Annotated in this window: 21 protein-coding genes; 6 read left to right on the forward strand and 15 right to left on the reverse strand. The window is 70.4% G+C overall.

Going from position 1 to position 20,721, the window contains the following annotated elements; all coding sequences use genetic code 11:
• Positions 1–57 precede the first annotated feature (57 nt).
• On the forward strand, positions 58–354 hold the full coding sequence (locus tag FY549_RS06700) for a WXG100 family type VII secretion target (RefSeq protein WP_017204355.1): 297 nt from the start codon (positions 58–60) through the stop codon (positions 352–354).
• 60 nt (positions 355–414) lie between these two features.
• On the opposite strand, the gene FY549_RS06705 is transcribed toward FY549_RS06700, so the two are convergent.
• The 5 genes from FY549_RS06705 to FY549_RS06725 all read right to left on the reverse strand — a co-directional run bounded on the left by FY549_RS06705 (position 415) and on the right by FY549_RS06725 (position 5,226).
• Entirely contained in the window at positions 415–891 is a 477-nt protein-coding gene (locus FY549_RS06705; protein WP_149084353.1) for a recombinase family protein, read from the reverse strand.
• 65 nt (positions 892–956) lie between these two features.
• On the reverse strand, positions 957–1,238 hold the full coding sequence (locus FY549_RS06710) for a hypothetical protein (RefSeq protein ID WP_149084354.1): 282 nt from the start codon (positions 1,236–1,238) through the stop codon (positions 957–959).
• Positions 1,238–1,843, reverse strand: coding sequence for a hypothetical protein (locus FY549_RS06715; protein ID WP_149084355.1), 606 nt, complete (start codon positions 1,841–1,843; stop codon positions 1,238–1,240). The genes FY549_RS06710 and FY549_RS06715 overlap by 1 nt, the downstream gene beginning before the upstream one ends.
• Positions 1,844–1,845: 2 nt before the next feature.
• Positions 1,846–4,134, reverse strand: coding sequence for a hypothetical protein (locus tag FY549_RS06720; RefSeq protein ID WP_149084356.1), 2,289 nt, complete (start codon positions 4,132–4,134; stop codon positions 1,846–1,848).
• A gap of 102 nt (positions 4,135–4,236) precedes the next feature.
• Positions 4,237–5,226 (reverse strand): malate dehydrogenase, encoded by a 990-nt coding sequence (locus tag FY549_RS06725; protein WP_149084357.1) that lies wholly within the window; start codon positions 5,224–5,226, stop codon positions 4,237–4,239.
• 51 nt (positions 5,227–5,277) lie between these two features.
• Between FY549_RS06725 and FY549_RS06730 the strand changes: the two genes are divergently transcribed.
• Entirely contained in the window at positions 5,278–6,159 is an 882-nt protein-coding gene (locus tag FY549_RS06730) for a neutral zinc metallopeptidase (protein ID WP_149084358.1), read from the forward strand.
• A 70-nt stretch (positions 6,160–6,229) separates the two neighbouring features.
• Positions 6,230–7,201: a prolyl aminopeptidase gene (gene pip / locus FY549_RS06735; protein ID WP_149084359.1), complete on the forward strand. Its 972-nt coding sequence runs from the start codon at positions 6,230–6,232 to the stop codon at positions 7,199–7,201.
• 12 nt (positions 7,202–7,213) lie between these two features.
• Here pip and FY549_RS06740 read toward each other — a convergent pair whose 3' ends face one another.
• From FY549_RS06740 to FY549_RS06760, 5 genes are all read right to left on the reverse strand, one after another.
• Entirely contained in the window at positions 7,214–8,977 is a 1,764-nt protein-coding gene (locus FY549_RS06740) for an aldehyde dehydrogenase family protein (protein WP_149084360.1), read from the reverse strand.
• Positions 8,978–9,044: 67 nt separating this feature from the next.
• Complete coding sequence (locus FY549_RS06745) at positions 9,045–9,308, reverse strand: glutaredoxin family protein (RefSeq protein WP_025104627.1); 264 nt, start codon at positions 9,306–9,308, stop codon at positions 9,045–9,047.
• A gap of 9 nt (positions 9,309–9,317) precedes the next feature.
• Complete coding sequence (locus FY549_RS06750) at positions 9,318–10,217, reverse strand: alpha/beta fold hydrolase (RefSeq protein ID WP_259614082.1); 900 nt, start codon at positions 10,215–10,217, stop codon at positions 9,318–9,320.
• Positions 10,214–11,191, reverse strand: coding sequence for a cation transporter (locus tag FY549_RS06755; protein WP_149084361.1), 978 nt, complete (start codon positions 11,189–11,191; stop codon positions 10,214–10,216). The genes FY549_RS06750 and FY549_RS06755 overlap by 4 nt, the downstream gene beginning before the upstream one ends.
• Positions 11,188–11,688, reverse strand: coding sequence for a hypothetical protein (locus tag FY549_RS06760; protein WP_200838603.1), 501 nt, complete (start codon positions 11,686–11,688; stop codon positions 11,188–11,190). The genes FY549_RS06755 and FY549_RS06760 overlap by 4 nt, the downstream gene beginning before the upstream one ends.
• Positions 11,689–11,796: 108 nt before the next feature.
• On the opposite strand from FY549_RS06760, the gene FY549_RS06765 reads away from it, so the two are divergent.
• Positions 11,797–12,189, forward strand: a complete 393-nt coding sequence (locus FY549_RS06765; RefSeq protein ID WP_149084362.1) for an SIP domain-containing protein — start codon at positions 11,797–11,799, stop codon at positions 12,187–12,189.
• 12 nt (positions 12,190–12,201) lie between these two features.
• Here the strand turns inward: FY549_RS06765 and FY549_RS06770 are convergent, their stop codons facing one another.
• Positions 12,202–12,657: an adenylyltransferase/cytidyltransferase family protein gene (locus FY549_RS06770; RefSeq protein ID WP_149084363.1), complete on the reverse strand. Its 456-nt coding sequence runs from the start codon at positions 12,655–12,657 to the stop codon at positions 12,202–12,204.
• A gap of 138 nt (positions 12,658–12,795) precedes the next feature.
• Here FY549_RS06770 and FY549_RS06775 point away from each other — a divergent pair, with 138 nt between their 5' ends.
• Positions 12,796–14,001, forward strand: a complete 1,206-nt coding sequence (locus FY549_RS06775) for a glycosyltransferase (RefSeq protein ID WP_374114497.1) — start codon at positions 12,796–12,798, stop codon at positions 13,999–14,001.
• Here FY549_RS06775 and FY549_RS06780 read toward each other — a convergent pair.
• From FY549_RS06780 to rfbA, 3 genes are read right to left on the reverse strand one after another with little or no spacing between them, the layout of a single operon-like run.
• The gene (locus FY549_RS06780) at positions 13,998–15,413 is read right to left on the reverse strand and encodes a sugar nucleotide-binding protein (protein ID WP_149084364.1); all 1,416 of its coding nucleotides are present in this window, start codon (positions 15,411–15,413) and stop codon (positions 13,998–14,000) included. The genes FY549_RS06775 and FY549_RS06780 overlap by 4 nt on opposite strands.
• Positions 15,413–16,411, reverse strand: coding sequence for a dTDP-glucose 4,6-dehydratase (rfbB, locus tag FY549_RS06785; RefSeq protein ID WP_149084365.1), 999 nt, complete (start codon positions 16,409–16,411; stop codon positions 15,413–15,415). The genes FY549_RS06780 and rfbB overlap by 1 nt, the downstream gene beginning before the upstream one ends.
• Positions 16,408–17,280, reverse strand: a complete 873-nt coding sequence (gene rfbA, locus FY549_RS06790; RefSeq protein ID WP_149084366.1) for a glucose-1-phosphate thymidylyltransferase RfbA — start codon at positions 17,278–17,280, stop codon at positions 16,408–16,410. The genes rfbB and rfbA overlap by 4 nt, the downstream gene beginning before the upstream one ends.
• Before the next feature lie 149 nt (positions 17,281–17,429).
• Here rfbA and FY549_RS06795 point away from each other — a divergent pair, with 149 nt between their 5' ends.
• Positions 17,430–18,449, forward strand: a complete 1,020-nt coding sequence (locus FY549_RS06795; protein WP_149084367.1) for a glycosyltransferase family 4 protein — start codon at positions 17,430–17,432, stop codon at positions 18,447–18,449.
• 99 nt (positions 18,450–18,548) lie between these two features.
• Here the strand turns inward: FY549_RS06795 and FY549_RS16725 are convergent, their stop codons facing one another.
• Positions 18,549–20,546 carry a glycosyltransferase family 2 protein gene (locus FY549_RS16725; RefSeq protein WP_259614080.1) on the reverse strand — a complete coding sequence of 666 codons (1,998 nt, stop codon included), beginning with the start codon at positions 20,544–20,546 and terminating at the stop codon, positions 18,549–18,551.
• Positions 20,547–20,721: the final 175 nt, after the last annotated feature.

Raw genomic sequence — 20,721 nt, forward strand, 5'->3', positions numbered from 1 at the left:
AGTCTCGAAGGACAAGAACACCTCCGGCACCCGCCGGGGCGACCGGAAGGTAACACCATGACGAACCTCAAAGTCAGCTACGCCGACATGAAGGACGCTGCTGGCCGTCTCCGCACGGGCCAGCAGGACATCGAGACTCAGCTCAAGAACCTGCGCGCCTACGTGTCGCAGCTCGTCTCGGGCGGCTTCGTGACCACGTCCGCCTCGGGCGCGTTCGACGCCTCCTACGCGCAGTTCAACCAGGGCGCGACCGCGACCATCGCCGGTATCGAGGGCATGGCGCGCTTCCTCGACGTGGCAGCCCAGTCGCTGCAGTCGACGGACGAGCAGCTCGCCGCGCAGATCCGCCAGTAAGGTCTCAGCGAGAAGAGGGGATGCCGATCCGGCATCCCCTCTTCTGCGTCCGGACCGCGATCAGCGCACGGCGGCGGCGGCGTCGGCCAGGTGGCGTGCGTTGTGGTTGAGGACCTTGACGATGATCCCGTGGCGGCGGAGTTCGGCCACCGTCCGGGCACCCTCCTCGCTGTTGCGGCCGAGGGCGGCGATGGTCGCGACCACGAGGACGTCGCCCGGGTTGAGCGTGTTGATGAGCCGGGCGATACGGTCGTTCCAGCTCTCCAGGATGTCGGGTGCCGGGTGGCGGAATCCCTCGATGGGAACCCCGAACCGCGTGAGGTCGGCGCGCTGCTCCACGACGGAGGGCATGTCGTCGCGAGAGACGACCAGGCCGACCAGACGGGAGCCTTCGGGGCGGGCGAGCCAGAAGTCGCGGTTCGCCTGCAGCTCGGTGAAGCACTTGGGGCATTCCGCGGCGGCATGCGGGAGGTGCAGCGGGCTCGTCAGGGTCTCATCCGCCGCAGCCTGCGCAACAGGTTCGATCGTCTCGCTCATCGGGCACCTCCACGTCCATTGTGCCCTGTCCGCGAGGGGGACGGAGCACGATTCCCGTGAGCGGGTCAGGGGGTGCCGTTGCTGGCAGCGCTGGTGATCTCGGCTTCCTGGGTCTCGAACGCGGTCGCGGAGTCGCGGGCGACGACGCCCGCGCCGGCGGTCATGCTCTGCAGCTGCAGCAGGGTGCCTTTGGCCCACAGGGCCCATGTGTCCGCGGCTGCGGAGACCGCGGAGCTTCCGCAGGTGCCCAGCGCCAGGTCCACGTCGAGGCTCATGCCCCACGCCGTGGACTGCAGGGTGCTGCCGGTCGCACCGACGGCGGCGGAGTCGAACTGGAGATCGGTCATCACGGCACCTTCACATCGTCGGGCGAATAGGTCTCTGTGGGGTCCGGCTGAGGGTCGAACAGGCCGACGGCCGCCTCCGACACGTCGCAGCTCTCGGTGGTGACGCTGTCGGTCTCGACGAGGTACCGGTCTTCCTCGCGGGTGACGCGGTAGACGACGGTACGCCCGTCGCCGAGCGACGGCGGCTCGGTCTGCTCGGCGTCGAGGTACCAGTCGCGCGCCTGGCACACGGTCACCACGGCCTGCTCGCCCTGCTCCTCGACCTCGACCGGGATCATCGGAACCGGACCGGGGTACGTGAAGAAGCGGCCTGCCTCGGCCTCGTCGCGCTGGAGGCTCGCGGCCGCGTCGATCGCTGCGGGCGTGGTCGTGCGGGCGAGGGCATCCGAGGTGTAGTCCCGGGTGACGGTGGCGATGCTGAGGGCGGTGTCGGAGGCCCGTACCGCCTCGACCCAGGGGTCGGACTCCCACTCGCCGGACGGTTCGCCGTCGGCCCAGGCGACGGTCGGCTCCTCCACGGCAGCAGGGGCGCACGCCGTGACCAGGGTTCCGAGGGCCAGGAGCCCGATGACTCCGATCACCGACGTCGGTCTTCTGTGCGCCATCCTCAATGCCCTTCCGCCCATGACGTGCTGGCCTCCACACCGCGCTGGTAGTCGGCCATGATCGCCTCCGCGCGGTCGGTGACCTCCGCGGGTGACAGCCCTTCGGTCATCCCGAGATCGCTGAGAAGCTGCTCGATCGTGGTGATCATCGCGATCTCGCGACCAGAGGCGCTGTCCTGCTGCTCCTGCAACAGTACTTCGTGCGAGTTGCCCCACGCGGCCGTGGCCTGCCCGGAGGCGAAGTCGGTGATGTTCCCGACCGCCGCGCTCTGAGCGATGTCGATGACGACGCTGCCCCCCTCCATCACGAGTTCGCCGGCCGCGGGGATCGGGATGAGTCCCACGATGGTCCCGACACCGTCGATCGCGGCCTGCACGGCCTCGTCGTGCCGCGTCGCCTCGGCGAGCGCCGCTCCCGCGCTCGATCCGTCCAGCAGACCCTGCAGCTCGACGACACGGGCGAGCGCTTCGGTCGCGAAGCCGCTGTCGGCGGGCGCGAGGTCGGCGAGCCCGATGAGCGCGTCCTGGTACTGCCGTACCGACTGCCCGATGACCTCAGCGCCGGCCGAGGGCGTGTCGCCGTCGCTCCATGTCGCCGTCCCGAGCAACTGCGAGAGCTGCGTCTGCGTGAGGTTCGGGATCGCGCGGGGGTCACTGGTTCCGATGAGTGCGTCCTGGACGGAGAGCGCGCTGGCGGTGCGGGGATCGTTCTCGCTGAGGTTCTCCGAGAAGTAGGGCATCGACAGGGAGATGCCCTCGGCGAGGCGTACCTGACCGATGCTGGTGAGGTTCTCCGGGAGGAACGACTCGTTGGAGAGGAGCTCGCGGACCACCTGGGTCGTGAGCTCGGCCACGCGCTCCCACGTCTCCGGGTTGTAGGTGTGTGCGGCGTCCGCGGGGCCGCCGGCCGCCTGCTGGGCGCCCGCCCACAACGCGCTCGGACCCTCGAAGCCGTCCCCGGTGGTGTTGGCGCTCCAATCGCGTTCACCGAACCAGTAGCCCACCCGACCCGTGCCGAGGTCGCCGTCCCCGAACGGGTCGTCCTCCGTGGACGTCAGCCAGTCGAGCGCGGCGTCGGGGTACGTGCCCAGGGTGGAGAAGATGCGCCCGGCCAGGTCGTCGACGCGGTTGCCATCGAGTCCGGTCTGCTCGCCCTCCAGGAAGGCGAGGGTGCGACCGCCGGCGTTCGGGGAGAAGTCCGTCCAGTTGCCGTACTGCATGCTGGAGGGGTCGCGCTCGATGCGGTCGATCTCGTCGGCCATGGCGACGGTGAGGTTCACGCCGAGCGGGTGGTTCTTCTCGTCCGAGAACAGGAAGCCGATCGCGGCGACGGCCCCGCCCACACTCGACGAGGCGCCGGTGAGCATGCTCTCGGCGAAGTCGCTCGACGTGGACGGCATCCAGATCTGCGAGCCGGTGGAGAGTCCTCCGCGGATCGAGGTCGCCAGGGCGAGGGCGGTCGCTCCGGCGAGGCCGTCGACCATCACCGCGTCGCCGAGGTTGTCGATCATCGAGACGGTGTTCTCGCCGCCGACCTCCAGGAAGAACTGCGACATGACGAACGTGTCGTCGCCCCACACGTCGAAGAAGTCCTGCATCGCCTGCAGGTTCTCGTCGGTGATGTCGCCCTCGGCGATCTCGTCCGCGACGTTCGCGAAGGCGTCGCCCAGGTTGTCGTAGGTCAGCTCGTCGATGTCCTCGATGCCCGCGAAGCTCAGCGCCGACTGCATCGCGTCCCACCGCGGTGACGACGGCGGGGCCAGGGCGGCGATGAGCGCATCGTCCGCGGCCTGTCGCTGGGTGGCCAACGCCTTGAGCTGGTTCGCCGCCTGCCGCATGTCCGCAAGACCCGGCTTGGTGCCGCTGGGGACGTACAGGCCGGGCTGCAGGGTGGGGTTCGGTGCGTTGAAGGTGTAGGTGGAGAGCGGGAAGAGGCTCTCCTCCTGCTCGGCGGCCTTCCAGGTGGCGTATCCGCTCGCATAGGCCTGGTGCGCGGCGGTGGTGGCCGCTCGGATGCGGTCGACTTCGGCAGCGTACGCCGTGAGGGCCGACTGGACGGCCGCGAACTCCGTCGTCAGTTCCGTGCACAGGGTCTGCGGCTTGGTCAGCGAGGTCCGGAAGGCGGCTCCCGCGTCACCGGCCCACACCTCCTCCGTGGTCCCGGTCGCTGCCGTCGACAGTGCCGAGCGCACGGTCTCCGTACCCGTGCTGCGGTTGCCGACGCGCGTCGCCGCGTCGTTCACCACGCCGGTGTTGCCGCGCCCCGGATGCAGATCGTCCCACTGTGCCATGTCGTCGCCCCTCCTCGACGGTGCTCCCGTCCGCAGTCAATCTACCCGGGGCGGACAACACCCTGCGATGGGCAGAACTCCCCATGCGGGGGCGAGCGGCGGTCAGAGCAGACCGAGCGAGCGGACCGCCTCGCGCTCCTCCACGAGTTCGGCGACCGACGCATCGATGCGGGCACGCCCCCGGTCGTCGATCGGGAGACCCTCGACGATGCGCCACTCGCCGTCGACGGACTGCACGGGGAACGAGGAGACGAGACCCTCCGGAACGCCGTACTCTCCGCGCGAGACGACGGCGGCGGAAGTCCAGTCCTCGGTCCCGCGGACCCAGTCGCGCACATGGTCGATCGTCGCGCTCGCCGCGGAGGCCACGGAGGACGACCCGCGGACCTCGATGATCTCGGCGCCGCGCTTGGCGACCCGGGGAATGAACGTCTGGTCCAGCCACGCCGGGACGTCCCCGACGATCCGCTCCAGGGCGTCCTGCACGGGCTTTCCGCCGACGGTCGCGTGCGACACGTCGGGGTACTGCGTGGCGGAGTGGTTGCCCCAGATGGGGACGCGCTTCACGGTGTGTACCGGGGCGCCGAGGGTCTGGGCGAGCTGGGCCCGCGCCCGGTTCTCGTCGAGCCGTGTCAACGCGGTGAAGCGGTCGGCGGGGACGCCCTCGGCCGCCGCGGCCGCGATCAAGGCATTCGTGTTCGCCGGATTGCCCACCACCGTCACCCGGACGCCGGGGTCGGCGTTCGCGGCGATGGCGGCTCCCTGCGGACCGAAGATACCGCCGTTCGCCGCGAGCAGGTCGCCGCGCTCCATGCCGGGTCCGCGGGGGCGCGCGCCCACGAGCAGCGCGAGGTCGCACCCGTCGAAGCCGACGGCGGCGTCGTCGGTGACCTCCACGTGCTCCAGCAGTTCGAACGCACCGTCCTGCAGTTCCAGTGCGGCACCTTCCGCGGCTCCGAGCCCCTGCGGGATCTCGAGGAGACGCAGCCGCACCTTCTCGTCCGGACCGAGCATGTCCCCGGCGGCGATGCGGAAGAGGAGCGCGTAGCCGATCTGTCCGCCCGCGCCGGTGATGGTGATCGTGGTGGCCATGGCACGAGCCTACGTCCGTCGGGGCGTCACCGCGCGGAGTACCCTCGACGCATGACGTTCAATCCCGACGCCGACCTCTCCGGCAACACCACGCGTCGCCGCGGACGCACCGCCGCGATCGCGGGCGGCACCGGGATCGGCGTGCTCGGCCTCCTCGCGCTGATCGCCGGCCCTCTGCTGGGCATCGACCTGAGCGGACTCGTCGGTGGCGCGCCCGGGGGCGGGAGCGAGCCCGCAGGCGGCTCGGCCATCGAGAACTGCGACACCGGCGCCGATGCGAACGCGAACGTGGACTGCCGCATGGCGGGGGCGCAGCTCGCGCTCGACGCCTTCTGGGAGGACAACGTGGAGGGGTACAGGGCGCCGCAGCTCACCGTGGTCGACGGCGCGACCTCGACGCAGTGCGGGACCGCGTCCAACGCGGTCGGACCGTTCTACTGCCCGCCGGAAGAGGGCGTCTACGTGGACCCCACTTTCTTCCAGCTCATGCAGCAGCAGTTCGGTGCCTCGGCCGGGAACCTCGCACAGCTGTACATCGTCGGCCACGAGTGGGGCCATCACATCCAGAACATCACCGGCGCCATGGAGCGGTATCCCGACAACGGCACGGGCCCAGGCAGCAACGGCGTGCGCATGGAGCTGCAGGCCGACTGCTACGCCGGCGGTTGGCTCGGCCGCATGACCGAGCAGACGGATGCCGACGGCGACCCGTACCTGGAGAAGCCGACGGAGACGCAGATCGAGGACGCCCTGAACGCGGCCGCCGCCGTCGGCGACGACCATATCCAGGAGCAGGCGGGCGTGGTGAATCCGGAGAGCTGGACCCACGGCTCCAGCGCGCAACGTCAGCGCTGGTTCGCGGAGGGTTACCGCAACGGGCTCGACGCCTGCGGCCAGGTGTTCACGCTCCCCGCCGATCAGCTCGACCCGTAGACACGGCGGTGCCGCCGGTGTCAGATAACGTGGACTCGGCAGGACCGCACGACCGGTTGGGGGACCGAACATGACGAATACCGAGGGGCTCTATCCGCCGATCGAACCGCACGAGACCGGTGTGCTGCTTGTCGGCGACGGCCACCGCGTGGCCTGGGAGGTCAGCGGCAATCCCGAGGGCAAGCCGGTGGTCTTCCTCCACGGAGGCCCCGGGAGCGGCACGTCGCCGTGGCAGCGGCAGTTCTTCGACCCCGACGCCTACCGCATCGTCCTCCTCGACCAGCGCGGTTGCGGCCGCAGCACGCCGTCCGCCGCGGATCCGAACGCGGACCTCCGGCACGTCACGACCGCGCACCTCATCGCCGATCTCGAGCTGCTGCGCAAGAACCTCGGCATCGAGAGCTGGCAGGTGTTCGGCGGATCCTGGGGCAGCGCTCTCGCCCTCGCCTACGCCCAGGCCCACCCTGCCGTGGTCTCCGAGCTGATCCTGCGCGGGATCTTCACGCTGCGTCGCGCCGAGCTCGAGTGGTTCTACGAGGGTGGAGCGGCGGCGCTGTTCCCCGACCTGTGGGAGGACTTCATCGCGCCGATCCCCGTGCTCGAGCGTTCCCGGCTGATCGAGGCCTACCACCGGCGGCTGTTCGACCCGGACCCTGCGGTGCACGAGCCGGCGGCTCTCGCCTGGGCGGCATGGGAGGCGTCCACCGTCACCCTGCGCCCCGACCCGGAGCAGATCGCAGCGATGGCCGATCCGCGCCGGGCGGTCGCGTTCGCGCGCATCGAGAACCACTTCTTCGTGCACCGCGGCTGGTGGGCGGAGGGACAGCTGCTCGCCGGGATCGACGCCATCCGGCACATCCCGACCGTGATCGTGCAGGGTCGTCACGACGCCGTGACTCCGATGATGACCGCCTGGGATCTGCACCGCGCGTGGCCGGAGGCCGACTTCCAGGTCATCGACGACGCGGGCCACTCCGCGGCCGAGCCCGGCATCCGCGAGGCGCTCCGCGCGGCGACCGACCGGTTCCGCCCCGCGTCGTGACGGCTGAGCGCGTCAGGCTCTGAGCGCTCGCATCAGCGTCGTCACCAGGCCGAGCGTGCCGCCGTCCGCGCGATGGCGCGTGAGACCCTCGCTCACGACTGCACCGGTGCGGGACGAGACGAACCACGGTGGCTTCGGCAGGATGGTCAGCCGTCCGCCGCCGTTCGCGAAGGGGAGGGAGCGTGGGAACGGCCGGAAGGGGCCGCGCAGCACGGAGCGCTCCACCCGATCCAGGAGCAGGGCGTTGTGGACGACGCCGATGCCGCTTCCGACGTCATCGATCGTGCTGCCGGGGAACGCGCCCCAGGTGAGCGTCGGCGTGATGAATCCGAAGGCGGTCCAGCCGTTGATCGCGATCGAGCCGTAGTGCAGGGCGGTGAGTGCGCGCTCGAACCCGCTGCCGAGCGCCTTCTCGGTCGCCGGGTCGATGAGCAGGTTCGCGCCGAGCGTGCCCTGTAGCTTCTCGTTCGCGTGGGCGACGGCCGCGTCGAGGAACTCCTGGCCGGTCCCGGGCAGGCTCACCACGCCGAGGACCGGCGCGAAGTACTCCGTGCTCTCCAGGGCGGCCGCGTCGTCGTCGGCATCGATCTCGACGAGGAGCCGGTCGCCGAGCACGAGGGCATCGGGGTAGTCCTCTGCGGCGGTATGCATGCGGGAGGGTGCTCCCGGGTACCAGATGGGGCGCTCCGGGGCGGCAGCATACGCGCGGCGCAGTTCGGCGCGGAAGGCGTCTGCCTGGTCCCAGTCCGCGGAGAGGATGACGACCTGCCCCGCGATGCAGTTGTGCCCGCTGTTCTGCAGGCGCATGGTCGCGATGTGCTCGGCCTGATAGGCGAGGTCGGCCGCGGTCCACTTCCCCGGCACGACGATGATGGGGGAGACCCCGCCGAGCTCGGCCGTGATGGGTTTCTTCAGCAGGGGGCGGTTCTCGCGGCGGCGCCGCTTCGTCGCGGCCGCCCCCTCGCCCGAGGAGGGGCCCCACACGATGGTGTCGAAGGTCGCCGCCGAGCCGGTGATGTGTACGTGCGCGAGGCCGGGGTGCTGGGTGAGGTAGGCGCCGGCGGCCGGGCCGCCGCGCACGATCCGCAGCAGTCCCGGTTCGATGAGCGGCGCGAGGGCGCGCTTGTAGACGGGGACCAGGGCGTCCTGCGTGGGGTTCACCTTCAGTAGCGCCGTGCGGTTGTGCGCCAGCAGTTCGTAGAGCACGTCGAGCACCGGGATGGAGGTGACGTTGCCCGCGCCCAGCACCAGCCCCACGCCGCCGGACACCGTGGGGGTGCGCTGCGCGAGGCCCGCCCCCGCCCGCGCCGCGTTCGGCGTGGTCCCGGGCTCGAGCCAGACCTCGCCGGTGAAGCCGGACAGGAGGAACCGGTCGATGCCGGTGAGGGGGAAGGCGTGGACGCGCGCACGGCCGCCGGGCGCGCGGTCGACCCGGATGCCGTCGAGAGGGTTGGTGCCGTTCGCGATCCGGGTGAGCGTGGCGATCGAGGCGTCGAGAGCGCCGAGGACGCTGTACGGACCGCTCAGCCACTCCTCGCCGCGGAGCGGATGCCGCGCGTCCAGGCCCTTGGAGGCGGCGGCGATCGTCGCCCAGTCCTCCGCGGTCGCGGCGACGCTCGCGTGGACCTGACGGAGCAGGGTCGCACGCTGCGCCACGGTGAGCGCGGTCCACACCGCGGTCCCCGTCTGCAACTCGGCGACGGCGGCGTCGAGGCGTTCCTTCTCGCCCTCGCCGAGAGCGGGCGCGGCGGGCGCGGTCGTGGGCGCAGAAGTCATCGGCGTCTCCTTCGAACGGGCTTTCAGCTTAGGCTTCCGCGGGGAGATCCGCCGAGTGCGAGGACGATCAGATGATCGAGAGCTCGCGCAGCTTCGACTCCACGTCGGCGTTCGACGGCTCCACGTGGTGCGAGGCATCGGGGTAGACCACGACGGGGATGTTCGTGCGGCCGGAGATGTCCTTCGCGATGTCCGCCGCGGCGGGGTCGGCGACCAGGTCGACATACGTGTATGCGACGCCGAGTTCGTCGAGCTGCTTCTTCGTGCGGATGCAGTCGCGGCACCAGTCGGCGCCGAACATCGTGATGGTGTCGGAGGCGGGGTTGGTCATGCCTCCAGCCTACGTCCGTGGGGGAGAAGCGGCTCCGAAGAAGCCCGCCAGTGCGGCGGCGAGAGGTTCCGGCGCCTCCTCCGCCATGTGGTGCCCGCTGTCGATGCCGTGGCCACGGACATCGTCGGCCCACTCCCGCCAGATGCGGAGAGGGTCGCCGTAGAGCTCTTCGAGGTCGTCGCGCTGTGACCACAGGACGAGCACGGGCATCGCGAGGCGGCGTCCGGCGGCGCGATCCGCCTCCTCGTGCGCGCGGTCGATCGTGAGACCCGCGCGGTAGTCCTCGAGCATGGCCCGGACGACCGAGGGTTCGCGGATCGCTCGCAGGAACTCGGCGTGGTTCGCGGCGCCCATCGTCGCCGGGTCGGCCTTGGGGGCGTACCACGCCTCCGGATCGGCGCCGATGACGCGCTCCGGGATGTCCGGCTGGGCGAAGAAGAACCAGTGCCACCAGTGCGTGGCAAAGGTCGCGTCGCAGCGCTCCAGATGTTCCGTGATCGGCAGGCAGTCCAGCAGAGCCACCTGCTCGATGACCTCCGGGTGATCGAGGGCGAGGCGGAGCGCGACATAGCTGCCGCGGTCGTGGCCCACCAGCCGGAAGCGTCGGTGACCGAGGCTCTCGGCCACGGTCCGGATGTCGCGGGCGACGGCGCGCTTGGAATGGGCGGAGTGATCGTCCGCGGGGGCGGGGCCACGGGAACGCCCGTAGCCGCGCAGATCCGGGCAGATCACGGTGAAGCCGCGCGAGACCAGCAGCGGAGCGACCCGATGCCAGGTCGCCGAGGTCCGTGGATGACCATGGAGGAGCACCACAGCGGGGCCGGAGCCGCCGTAGCGGACGAAGATCTCGGCCTCGTCGGTCCGGACGAGGGCCGTCGTGAAGCCGGGGAACAGCATCTCGTCGCTCATCGTCCGGGATCCGCTTCGTCTGGCAGCTCCTCGACCGGGATGATCACGACGTCCTGTACCTTCCAGTCCAGGTCGGCGATCCCCTCGGCTGCCGCCGTCAGATCCGCCGTGCGGACGGCGCGGTGATGCGGCACCACGAAGGCCTCGATGTGGAACACCTGCCCCTGGTCGCGCATCCGGACGGCGGCACCGTCGACCCACGGGCGACTGCGCAGGTACGAAACGATGTCCCTGGCCAACGGGTGCGGCTCCTTGCTGTCGAAGGTCCGGGCCCGCTGATCCATGAGGTCGACGATCGCCGTCCGCGTGTTGCGGAAGCCGTCCCAGATGATGCCGAGCGAGATGAAGAGCGCGGCCGCTCCGTCGAGCCACCACATCCCCGCTCCCACCCCGAGCACACCGATGATCGAGGCGACCGTCGTCTGCCAGTCCGCTTTGGCCATGTCGGCGTCGGCATAGAGCAGCTTGTTGTGCAGGACCGGTGCGAGCTTGGCCTTGGCCGGGCCGTAGAGGAACACCGGGCCGACGATGACCACGGCCATGACGGCCACCATGAGCCAGCCGAGCCAGATGGTCTGCCCGAACAGCTGAACGGTGCCGATGGTCGGGTGTTCGCCGCGGATGAGCCCGGTGACGGCTTCGAACGAGAGGTTCAGGCCGACCGCCAGGAGCGCGACGCCGGCGACGAGGTGGCCGACTCCCATCGCGCGGTGCAGGCTGTAGGGGTGCGTCCTTGTGGGGCGGCGCCGCACGAACAGGAGAGCGAGGAGGAAGGCGAACTGGGGGATGAGGGACAGCATGTCCTCGATCCACGCCGTCCGCATCGCCTGCGACTCCCCGACCACGAGCGCGATGACGGTGATGGTGATCGACGTGTAGACGATCGTGAAGACCTCCCAACGGACGGCCTTCCGTGTCGCCTTCTGCTGTTCGTCCGGGAGCTCCGTGCGGCCGAACTGCTTCGTCTCGGTCATCCGCCGACCTCCTCGTCGAGGTACGTCTCGAGTGCCGTGAGGAACGCGTTCTCGCCCAGGGGGACCAGCATGACGAGCTCCCGGTCTCCGGCGCCCTCGATCCCGGGATAGCCGCGCGTGACGCCGGCCTTGTCGATCCAGGGCGTGTCCGGGGTCAGGCCGCCGGCGACGAGGTCGAGGTCGCCGGTCTCCAGCATGCCCACGAGAGTCTCCTCGGTCGCGACCGTCCACGTGACGTCGGCCTCGATGCTCGCGGCGAAACCGTCGACGAGGTCGACGACCGGACCGCTGGGGTCGCCGCTGCCGGTGTCGACGAGGTCCGGATCGGGTGAGGTGCCGACCCGCAACTCCGCGCCGGTGACGCGGTCCAGGGTGCCGTTGGGGTCGACGGGGACGGTGGCCCCGCACCCGGTGAGGATCGCGGCCACGACGAGGCCGACCAGCGCGCCGACCCTGCGCCGCCCGGTGGACGTCCATCGAATGCTGTTGCTGCTCACGGACTCAGGGTGGCGCGCGCCCCCGTCCCGAGCAACGGCGTTGACGGGCGTCGCAGCGGGGGTCTAGCGCCTCTTGCTGGTAAGGATAGCCTTACCTATCATGGAGTCATGAGCAACGCGTGCGAACACCTGGAGGATCCGGAGTGGGAAGCGATGGAAGGTGCCGTCCTCATCGCGGGCGATGCCGCCGACGTGGGAGCCATCGCGCGCGTCGCGTCTCGGCTCCCGTGGGACGCGCAGGGGGTCATCCTCATCGAGGTGGCGGCCCGCATCCAGCTCCGGCACATCGACGTTCCCCCGGGGGTCTCCGTCCGCTGGCTCCTGCGCGCCGAGGGTCCGCGCGCCCATGAACGCGGCGAGCGCCTCGCGAACGCCGTCTACGCCTGGTGCCTGGAGTGGACGTGCAGCGAGCCCCCCGAGCACTGGACGGTCTGGCTCGGTCCGCACACCCCGCCCCGTGTCGCGCGGATGGCACGCAGCCTTCTCGGCGTCGCCAACTGACCCGCGCCGGCCTCAGCGCGTCGCGCCGACCGCGGGCACCGCAGCGTTCGCGGTGATGGCATCGAGGGCACGGCGCAGCGCCGAGCTCGAGGTGTGCGCGGTGTAGGGGAAGTAGACGACCTCGACACCCACCTCCGCGAATTCGCTCTCCAGCCGCAGGCCCTTCTCGGTGCCGCGCCAGTCGTCGCCCTTGAAGAAGTGCGTGAAGCGCACATCGCGCCACGAGTCCATCTTCGACGGCGTGGTCTCGACGTAGACGTCGTCCACGAAGGAGATGTGCCGGACGATCTCGGCGCGCTCCGCGGTCGGGATGACGGGCTCGATCCCCTTGACCTGGCGCAGCATCTCGTCGCTCACCACCCCGGCGATCAGAATGTCGCAGTGCTGCTTCGCGTGCCGCAGCAGGTTGAGATGCCCGACGTGAAACAGGTCGAAAGCTCCGACGGCATAGCCGATACGCGTCCCCATGATCTCCCCAGATCGATCAGTCCCCAGTCGAACGGATCCCCATCCGTTCGTCGCGACTCCCACAGCCGCAGACGACACTCTAGCAGCAACCTGTTCCCCGGCCCATAGGAACCCATGGAACGATGGAAGCCGGAGCCGATGGGGCTGCGGAACGAAAGGGACCACGTGGGGGCAGGGGTCACGGTCATCGTGCCGACGTTCAACGAGCGCGACAACGTCGCCGAACTCGTGGAACGGACGGCAGCGGCGCTGGCGGGGCGAGACGCCGAGATCCTCTTCGTCGACGACAGCACCGATGACACCGCAGCCGAGGTGGAGCGGGTCGCCGCCGACGCGGCGCTGCCGGTCCGCGTCATCCATCGCACCACCAACACCGCCGGCCTCGGCGGCGCGGTCGTCGTCGGACTCGGTGCCGCGGCGGCCGACGTCTGCATCGTGATGGACGGGGACCTCCAGCACCCGCCCGAGCTCCTGCCGGCGCTGCTGGACCGGTTCGCCGCCGGAGATGCGGACGTCGTGGCCGCCTCGCGCTACATCGGCGGTGGGGACACCAGCGGACTCGGGACGGCGGTGCGGTTCGGCGTCTCGCGGGCGGCCACCTGGCTGACCAGGGCGATGTTCCCGCGGCGGCTCGCCCGGAGCTCCGACCCGATGACCGGGTTCTTCCTCGTCGACCGGAGACGGCTCGACCTCGCTTCCCTGCAGCCGCAGGGATTCAAGATCCTGTTGGAGATCCTGGCCCGCACCGACCTGCGGACCGCAGAGGTGCCGATGGAGTTCGCGGAACGGCGGCACGGCACGTCCAAAGCGAGCCTCCGGCAGGGCGCGACGTTCATCGCCCACCTCGCACGCCTCCGTTTCGGCAAGATGTCGCTGTTCGCCGCGATCGGCGTGCTCGGAGCCGTCGCCAACCTCGCGATCATGTGGGCGCTGACGGCGGCGGGCGTGCCCTACATCTGGGCGGCCGTCATCGGCGCCGAGGTCACGATCATCGGCAACTTCCTGCTGCAGGAGCGGTTCGTCTTCGCCGACATGCGCACCGACGCCCGCAGCGCCGGCGTGCGCTTCGCGGCGTCGTTCACGTTCAACAACGTCGAGGCCGCGCTGCGCATCCCGGTGATGGCGCTCATGGTCGAGACCTGGCACATCTCCAGCGTGCTCGCCACGGCCCTGTCGCTCGTCGTGGCGTTCTTCGCCCGATTCCTGTTCCACTCGCTCGTCGTCTATGCGCCGCGGCGACGGCGCAAGGAGCGGGAGGCGGCGGGCGAGCCGGAGCCCGACACCGCCACCCTGCGCGTGATCCGCGCGATCGACGCGGAGGCGATGAAACCGGGCGAGCTCTAGGCGTCCGCGGACAGGTAGTCCGCGAGCGCCGCATCCGCATCCCGCGGGGTCCAACCGGTGGACCGGATGCGGGTGAGGTCGAGGACGCTGTTGCGGGGGCGCGGCGCGATCGGTCCGGCCTGGTCCGCGAAGTACTCCTCCGTGGTCACGGGCGTCACCGCCTCGGCGTCGTGGCCCGTCAGGCGATAGACGGCGCGCGCGATGTCCGCCCACGAGCGCGGTTCGCCGTCCCCGGTCACGTTGTAGAGCCCGTAGGGCGCGGAGACGTCGAGCAGGTGGCGGATGGCGGAGGACAGATCCGCCGTGAAGGTGAGCCGCCCGACCTGGTCGCCGACCACCCGCGGGGCGATGCCCCGCTCCGCCAGCGAGGCCATCGTGCGGACGAAGTTGCGGCCCTCGCCGATCACCCACGAGGTGCGCAGGATGTAGTGGCGCGGCACGGTCGCGACGATCGCGTCCGCGGCGGCCTTCGTCTGTCCGTAGACGCCGAGCGGACGGACGCCGTCCTCCTCGGTGTAGGGGTCGGGCTTCGTGCCGTCGAACACGTAGTCGCTGGAGACGTGCACGAGCGTGAGGCCGTTCTCGGTCGCGATGCGGGCCAGCGCGGACACGCCGGAGACGTTCGCCGCCCAGGCCTCCGCGCGCCCCTCCGCGGTCTCGGCGAGGTCGACGGCCGTGTAGGCGGCCGCGTTGATGATGGTGCCGAAATCGCGCCAGCGTCGCGCGCCGGGGAGGCTGGGATCGCGGAGGTCGAGGCTCTCCCGCGTGGCGTACTCCACGTGCGGTGCGTCGCCGAGCTCGGCCCGCAGCGCCAGACCGAGCTGACCGGACGCGCCGATGACGAGAGTCTTCCGCGGACCGATCGGCGTCACCGCCGACAGTCGTGGGTGCGCGCGGTCCTTCGGCGAGATCTCGACCTGATCGAGCGGGATCGGCCACGCGATCGCCGCGGTCTCGTCCGCGAGGTTCAGGAACGAGTAGGCCGCATCAGGGGACCAGTGGTCGTTGACCAGGTAGGTGTACGCGGTGTCCGCCTCGAGCGTCTGGTACGAGTTGCCCACGCCGCGGGGGACGAGGATCGCCCGCGACGGGTCGATCTCCGCCGTGAACACACGACCGAAGCTCTCGCCCTCGCGGAGGTCGACCCACGCGCCGAAGATGCGGCCGGTGGCGACCGAGACCCACTTGTCCCACGGTTCCGCGTGGATGCCGCGGGTGGTGCCGACCGCGTCGTTGAACGAGACGTTGTTCTGGACCGGCCCGAAGTCGGGCAGACCGGCGGCGACCATCTTCTCGCGCTGCCAGTTCTCCTTGAACCAGCCGCGGGAGTCCCCGTGCACGGGGAGGTCGACGAGGAGCAGGCCCGGGATCGGCGTCTCGGTGACCGCGAGCGTCTTGCCGAATGCGGTCATCACTGCCCCCTGGCCGCGTAGAACGACTCGGTCGCGTCCTTCGCGGGCGCCCACCAGTCCTCGTTCGCGCGGTACCACTCGATGGTCGACGCAAGGCCCGACTCGAAGTCCGAGAACCGCGGCGCCCAGCCGAGCTCCGTGCGCAGCTTCGTGGAGTCGATCGCGTAACGCAGGTCGTGGCCGGCCCGGTCGGTGACGTGGTCGTAGGCGTCCGACGGCTGCCCCATCTGGGTGAGGATCAACTCGACGACGGACTTGTTGTCCTTCTCGCCGTCGGCGCCGATCAGGTATGTCTGACCGATCTCGCCCTTCTCCAGGATCGTGAGGACGGCCGAGGAGTGGTCGTCGGCGTGGATCCAGTCGCGAACATTCTGGCCGGCGCCGTAGAGCTTGGGCCGGATGCCGCGCAGCACGTTCGTGATCTGGCGCGGAATGAACTTCTCGACGTGCTGGTACGGGCCGTAGTTGTTCGAGCAGTTCGAGATCGTCGCCTGCACGCCGAACGAGCGTACCCACGCCCGCACGAGCAGGTCGCTCCCGGCCTTCGTGGACGAGTACGGCGACGACGGGTTGTACGGGGTCTGCTCCGTGAACCGGGAGGGGTCGTCGAGTTCCAGGTCTCCGTACACCTCGTCGGTGGAGATGTGGTGGAAGCGGCGCTCGTGACGACGAGCGGCTTCCAGCAGCGTGTAGGTCCCGATGATGTTCGTGTCGAGGAACGGGCGGGGGTCGTGCAGCGAATTGTCGTTGTGCGACTCGGCCGCGTAGTGCACGACGGCATCGGTCTTCGCGAACAGCGAATCCACGAGTTCGGCGTCGGCGATGTCGCCCACCACCAGCTCGACCCGGTCGGCGGGCAGGCCCGCGAGGGAGGCGCGGTTGCCCGCGTAGGTGAGCTTGTCGAGCACGGTCACGTGCGCGTCCGTGTGCGCGACGACATGGTGGACGAAGTTCGAGCCGATGAAGCCGGCGCCTCCGGTCACGAGCAGGCGGGTCATCGAGCGCCCCTTTCCAGCAGTTCGAGCAGATAGGAACCGTAGCCGGACTTCACGAGCGCCTCGGCGCGGGTGCGCAGGCCGTCGTCGTCGAGGAAGCCCTGGCGCCAGGCGACCTCCTCCGGTACGCCGATCTTCATACCCGTGCGGCGCTCCATCGTCCGCACGTAGTCGGCGGCGTCGGTCATCTGGTCGAACGTCCCCGTGTCCAGCCAGGCGGTGCCACGGGGAAGCACCTCGACCTGGAGCTTCCCGCGTTCGAGGTAGGCCCGGTTCACGTCCGTGATCTCGTACTCGCCGCGGGCGCTCGGCGTGAGGGCGCGGGCGATGTCGATCACGTCGTTGTCGTAGAAGTACAGGCCCGGGACGGCGTAGTTGCTCTGCGGAGCGGACGGCTTCTCCTCGAGCGAGACCGCCTGACCGTCCGCGTCGAACGCGACGACACCGTACGCGGTCGGCTCCGCCACCCAGTACGCGAAGACCGCCCCGCCGTCGATGTCGGCGAAGCGCTTGAGCTGCGTGCCCAGTCCGGGGCCGTAGAGCAGGTTGTCGCCGAGGACCAGCGCGACGCTGTCGTCACCGATGAAGTCGGCCCCGATCGTGAACGCCTGGGCGAGGCCGTCCGGCGACTCCTGCTGGGCGAAGGAGAGCGAGATGCCGAACTGGGAGCCGTCACCGAGCAGGCGCTCGAAGTGCGCGGCGTCGTGCGGCGTCGTGATGACCAGGATGTCGCGGATACCGGCGAGCATGAGGGTGGACAGCGGGTAGTACACCATCGGCTTGTCGTACACCGGGATCAGCTGCTTCGAGACCCCCAGCGTGATGGGGTGCAGCCGCGTCCCCGAGCCGCCAGCCAGAATGATGCCCTTCATGATTCCCCCTCGTGAAACATCGATGCTCGTGGCGGCGTCACAGAGAGGACGGCCATCCCCTGCCGTCCGACGACCCCCACAGTCGTACGCTCGACTCTAGCGGAGAACTCGCTCTTTACACCGCCCGGGTCGGGGGCCATAGTGGCCTCGTGGGATCCGAGGACGGCCCCGCGCTGTCCGTCACCTGGGCGCATCGTGCCGAGCAGTCGGCATCCGCCTGGGCGCGCGCACACGCCAGGGGAGAGGTTCCGAGTGTCTGGCCGTACGGGTTGGACGCTCTCCGCGACCATGCCGCGGTGCAGGTGGAGGAACTCCCCGCCCCGGGCCGGGTCGCGCGGCTCCGCTCACGCGTCGGCCTCGGCCCTCGGCCCCGTCCGGGTCTCGCGCTCGCCTGGGACGAGAACACCGCGTACCGCATGCAGATCCTTCGTCCACGGACGCGCTTCGCGACCGGCGTCATCTGGCTCACCGATATGGCGGTTGCCGGCAGGGCGCCCGCTCGCTTGGTGGCGATGCTGCGCGCGGCGACCGCCGTCTGGGTGCTCAGCGCGGCGCAGGTGGTGCCCCTGGAGCGACTGCTCGGACCCGGGGGGCCGCCGGTCTTCCTGGTTCCGTTCGGGATCGACCACGAGTTCTTCGCCGCGCAGCCGCCCGCGCCACGTCCACGCATCGTCAGTGCCGGAAACGACCGGGACCGGGACCCCGCGACGCTGTACGCGGCGCTCACCCTGGTCCTCGCTGCGCGCCCGGATGTCGATGTCGTCGTGCAGACGCCCTCCGAACTGCCGCCTCCGGACGGGGTCCGGCTCGTCCGTCGTCTGTCGCACACCGCCCTGCGCGACCTGTATGCGACAGCGAGCGTGGTGGTGACCGCGACTCGTCCGAACCTGCACGCCTCCGGGATGACCGTCGCCCTCGAGGCCCTTGCGACCGCGAGACCGGCGGTGGTCTCGGACACCCCCGGCATGCGGGACTACGTCAGCCCCCGCATCGGCGCCCTCGTACCTCCGGGGGAGCCGGCGGCATTGGCGGAGGCGCTGCTCGGGATGGTCGACGATCCGGACCGCGCTGCTGAGCTCGGGCGGCAGGGCCGGATCCAGGTCGAGCGACGATTCACGACGAGGACGATGGTCGACGCCCTCGTCCGGGGCGTGGTCGCGGCCGGCTGACGTCTGCGGGACCGTTGCCCAGCGCGAGACGCGAAGGTCGCTGCCGACGTCCTTCGTGGTGCGCCGTGCAGGTGCCCCGTCGGTCGGACGCGGGTGAGTTCAGACGCGGGTGAGCCGCCGCCGCTTGTGGGCGATTCCCTCGCGGAAGGCGTCCCGGTGTGCCGGGCCGGCATCCTCCCACTCCCGCCGGGACAGATCGGGAACCCCGGTCGATGTCGAGGCCGAGCGCCATGCCGCCACGACGGTCGACGCGTCGAGGTCTCCGTCGTACATGAGCACCCACTCGGCACCCACTTCGCGTGCCAACGCTTCGTTCGCCTCGTTCCGCGGTACGAGGACGGGCCGTGCCATCGACAGGGCCGCGAGGACGCTGCCCGAGTTGTGCATGAACCGGTAGGCCAGCACGATCAGCTCGGAGGATGTCGCGAGCTCGACGAGCTCGACATCGCTCAGGAAGTCGAGGTGCAGTTCGACGCCGGGGAGCCCGGCCGTCCGCTCCCGGAGGTCATCGGCGAGCTCGGGGGTGGAGGGGCGGCCGCCGATCTTCAGGCTCAGCGACGGCTCGATCGCGACGGCTTCCGCGTAGGCGTCGATGAACCCTTCGAGTCCCTTGTAGCGGCGAACCCCGCCGAACGACCCGAGCCGACCCGGCACGCGGTCGGAGGACGGGAACTTCGCGTACCAGTCGCGATAGTGGCCGTGCAGGATGAGGCTGTGCGGCGTCCCCGGAGGCAGGGGCGTGGTCTCGTTGATGACGATCCGATAGTCGGTGTGCCGGTCGATGTAGCGCAGCAGCCACAGCCGCGGCGCGTTGTCGTCGGGGAGCTCGATGTTGTGGACCGTCCGCACCACGGCGATACGGCGGGACAGCCGGTGCCGGGCGACGAGGGCGGCGGTCAGAGCGTACTTCCCGGCGGACTTCCACCATGACGAGCCGTGGAGTTTCGCCTCGGGCCAGTGCCAGTGGAAGGCGTCGTAGCGCCCGAAGAGCGCGGTCTTCCATGAGAACCGGAGGTGATCGAGTCCCTCCGTCGACCCGAGGGCCTCGTCGAGCATCTTGTTGTACGGATTCGTCGTCGGGCGCGGGGCGCCCAGGGACTGCATCACGCGGATGCTCGCGGTGGATCCGGTCATCGTGTCTTCCTTCGAAGGGCGACGGTATTCGTCGTAGCGGTGGCCGAGCGCGGCGGCGATGGTGCCGCGGCCGCGGTGGATCAGGCGGGTGCCGCGAGCATGGTGGGTGATGTTCGAGGTCACGGCGCCGAGGGCCCGCCGCAGCGCGCCGACGACGATCCGCGCGACACCGCCGACCAGTGCCCGCACCCGGAGCAGGCCGCGGCGCAACCGCCCGTGCGTGAGCTTCAGCGCGATGCGGGTGCCGGCGTTGGCGGAGCTGAACGCCCGCTGCGCCGCCCATGCACGGCTGAGCCGCGCGGCGACCACGAGGTCCTCGGTCTCGGACTCGTTGCACCAGACGATGCGCGCACCGCGCGCGACGAGCTCGCGCGTGAACAGGGTGTCCTCGCCTCCGCCGAGCCCGAGCGACGGATCGAAGCGCACGCCGAACCCGCGCACGGACCGCAGATCGAGGAGGAGGTTCCCCGCCGCGGCCACCGGCAGCACGGTGCCGGTGGGCCGCGGCGGACGGCGGAAGGTGCCCGAGGCGAGAAGCCAGGGATCGACGTCGTCGTCGAACACGGAGATCACGCGGCCCATGACGGCATCCGCGTCGAAAGTGCGCCACGTGGTGATCAGCGCGGACAGCCAGCCGGCCCGGGGGACTTCGTCGTCGTCGATGAAGGCGAGCAGCTCGCGCTCGCCGCATTCGTCCAGCAGGCGGTTGCGAGCGGCGACGATCCCCGGCGTCGGCTCGACGACGTACCGGACCGGCAGCGGGGCGGCGGCGATCACCTCTCGGGCGGAACCTGCCGGGTCGTTGTCGACGACGAGGACATCCACGTCCACGCCGAGGTCCGCGCACTCCGCGATCCGGTCCGGGAGCGCACGGAGCAGCGCCGCCAGCAGTTCCGGCCTCCGGTAGGTCGGCACGCCGATCGTCACGGCGATCGCGTCGCCCGTCTCCGGTCCCCTCGTCATCCGCCTCATCCCCATGGCAGTCGTGCGCCTGTGTCCCCGCGCCGGCTCATCGTACCGTGAACGCCGGGTGCGCCGAACCGGCTCTGGCGTATAGTCGGTGTCCTGGGAGTCGACGCCGGTCGCGACTCTGGGGATTTCGACCGGCGACCCGAAGTGGTCCGTGAGGCGGATCCGG

The sequence above is a fragment of the Microbacterium sp. 1S1 genome, assembly GCF_008271365.1.
GTDB lineage: Bacteria > Actinomycetota > Actinomycetes > Actinomycetales > Microbacteriaceae > Microbacterium.

Coding starts and splice junctions, on each gene's coding strand:
- FY549_RS06700 (WP_017204355.1), top strand. CDS start 58: ATGACGAACCTCAAAGTCAGCTACGCCGACATGAAGGACGCTGCTGGC.
- FY549_RS06720 (WP_149084356.1), bottom strand. CDS start 4,134: ATGGCACAGTGGGACGATCTGCATCCGGGGCGCGGCAACACCGGCGTG.
- FY549_RS06780 (WP_149084364.1), bottom strand. CDS start 15,413: ATGACCGCATTCGGCAAGACGCTCGCGGTCACCGAGACGCCGATCCCG.
- FY549_RS06730 (WP_149084358.1), top strand. CDS start 5,278: ATGACGTTCAATCCCGACGCCGACCTCTCCGGCAACACCACGCGTCGC.
- FY549_RS06715 (WP_149084355.1), bottom strand. CDS start 1,843: ATGGCGCACAGAAGACCGACGTCGGTGATCGGAGTCATCGGGCTCCTG.
- FY549_RS06765 (WP_149084362.1), top strand. CDS start 11,797: ATGAGCAACGCGTGCGAACACCTGGAGGATCCGGAGTGGGAAGCGATG.
- FY549_RS06710 (WP_149084354.1), bottom strand. CDS start 1,238: ATGACCGATCTCCAGTTCGACTCCGCCGCCGTCGGTGCGACCGGCAGC.
- rfbA (WP_149084366.1), bottom strand. CDS start 17,280: ATGAAGGGCATCATTCTGGCTGGCGGCTCGGGGACGCGGCTGCACCCC.
- FY549_RS06775 (WP_374114497.1), top strand. CDS start 12,796: ATGGGGCTGCGGAACGAAAGGGACCACGTGGGGGCAGGGGTCACGGTC.
- FY549_RS06770 (WP_149084363.1), bottom strand. CDS start 12,657: ATGGGGACGCGTATCGGCTATGCCGTCGGAGCTTTCGACCTGTTTCAC.
- rfbB (WP_149084365.1), bottom strand. CDS start 16,411: ATGACCCGCCTGCTCGTGACCGGAGGCGCCGGCTTCATCGGCTCGAAC.
- FY549_RS06705 (WP_149084353.1), bottom strand. CDS start 891: ATGAGCGAGACGATCGAACCTGTTGCGCAGGCTGCGGCGGATGAGACC.
- FY549_RS16725 (WP_259614080.1), bottom strand. CDS start 20,546: ATGACGAGGGGACCGGAGACGGGCGACGCGATCGCCGTGACGATCGGC.
- FY549_RS06745 (WP_025104627.1), bottom strand. CDS start 9,308: ATGACCAACCCCGCCTCCGACACCATCACGATGTTCGGCGCCGACTGG.
- FY549_RS06755 (WP_149084361.1), bottom strand. CDS start 11,191: ATGACCGAGACGAAGCAGTTCGGCCGCACGGAGCTCCCGGACGAACAG.
- FY549_RS06725 (WP_149084357.1), bottom strand. CDS start 5,226: ATGGCCACCACGATCACCATCACCGGCGCGGGCGGACAGATCGGCTAC.
- FY549_RS06740 (WP_149084360.1), bottom strand. CDS start 8,977: ATGACTTCTGCGCCCACGACCGCGCCCGCCGCGCCCGCTCTCGGCGAG.
- FY549_RS06750 (WP_259614082.1), bottom strand. CDS start 10,217: ATGAGCGACGAGATGCTGTTCCCCGGCTTCACGACGGCCCTCGTCCGG.
- pip (WP_149084359.1), top strand. CDS start 6,230: ATGACGAATACCGAGGGGCTCTATCCGCCGATCGAACCGCACGAGACC.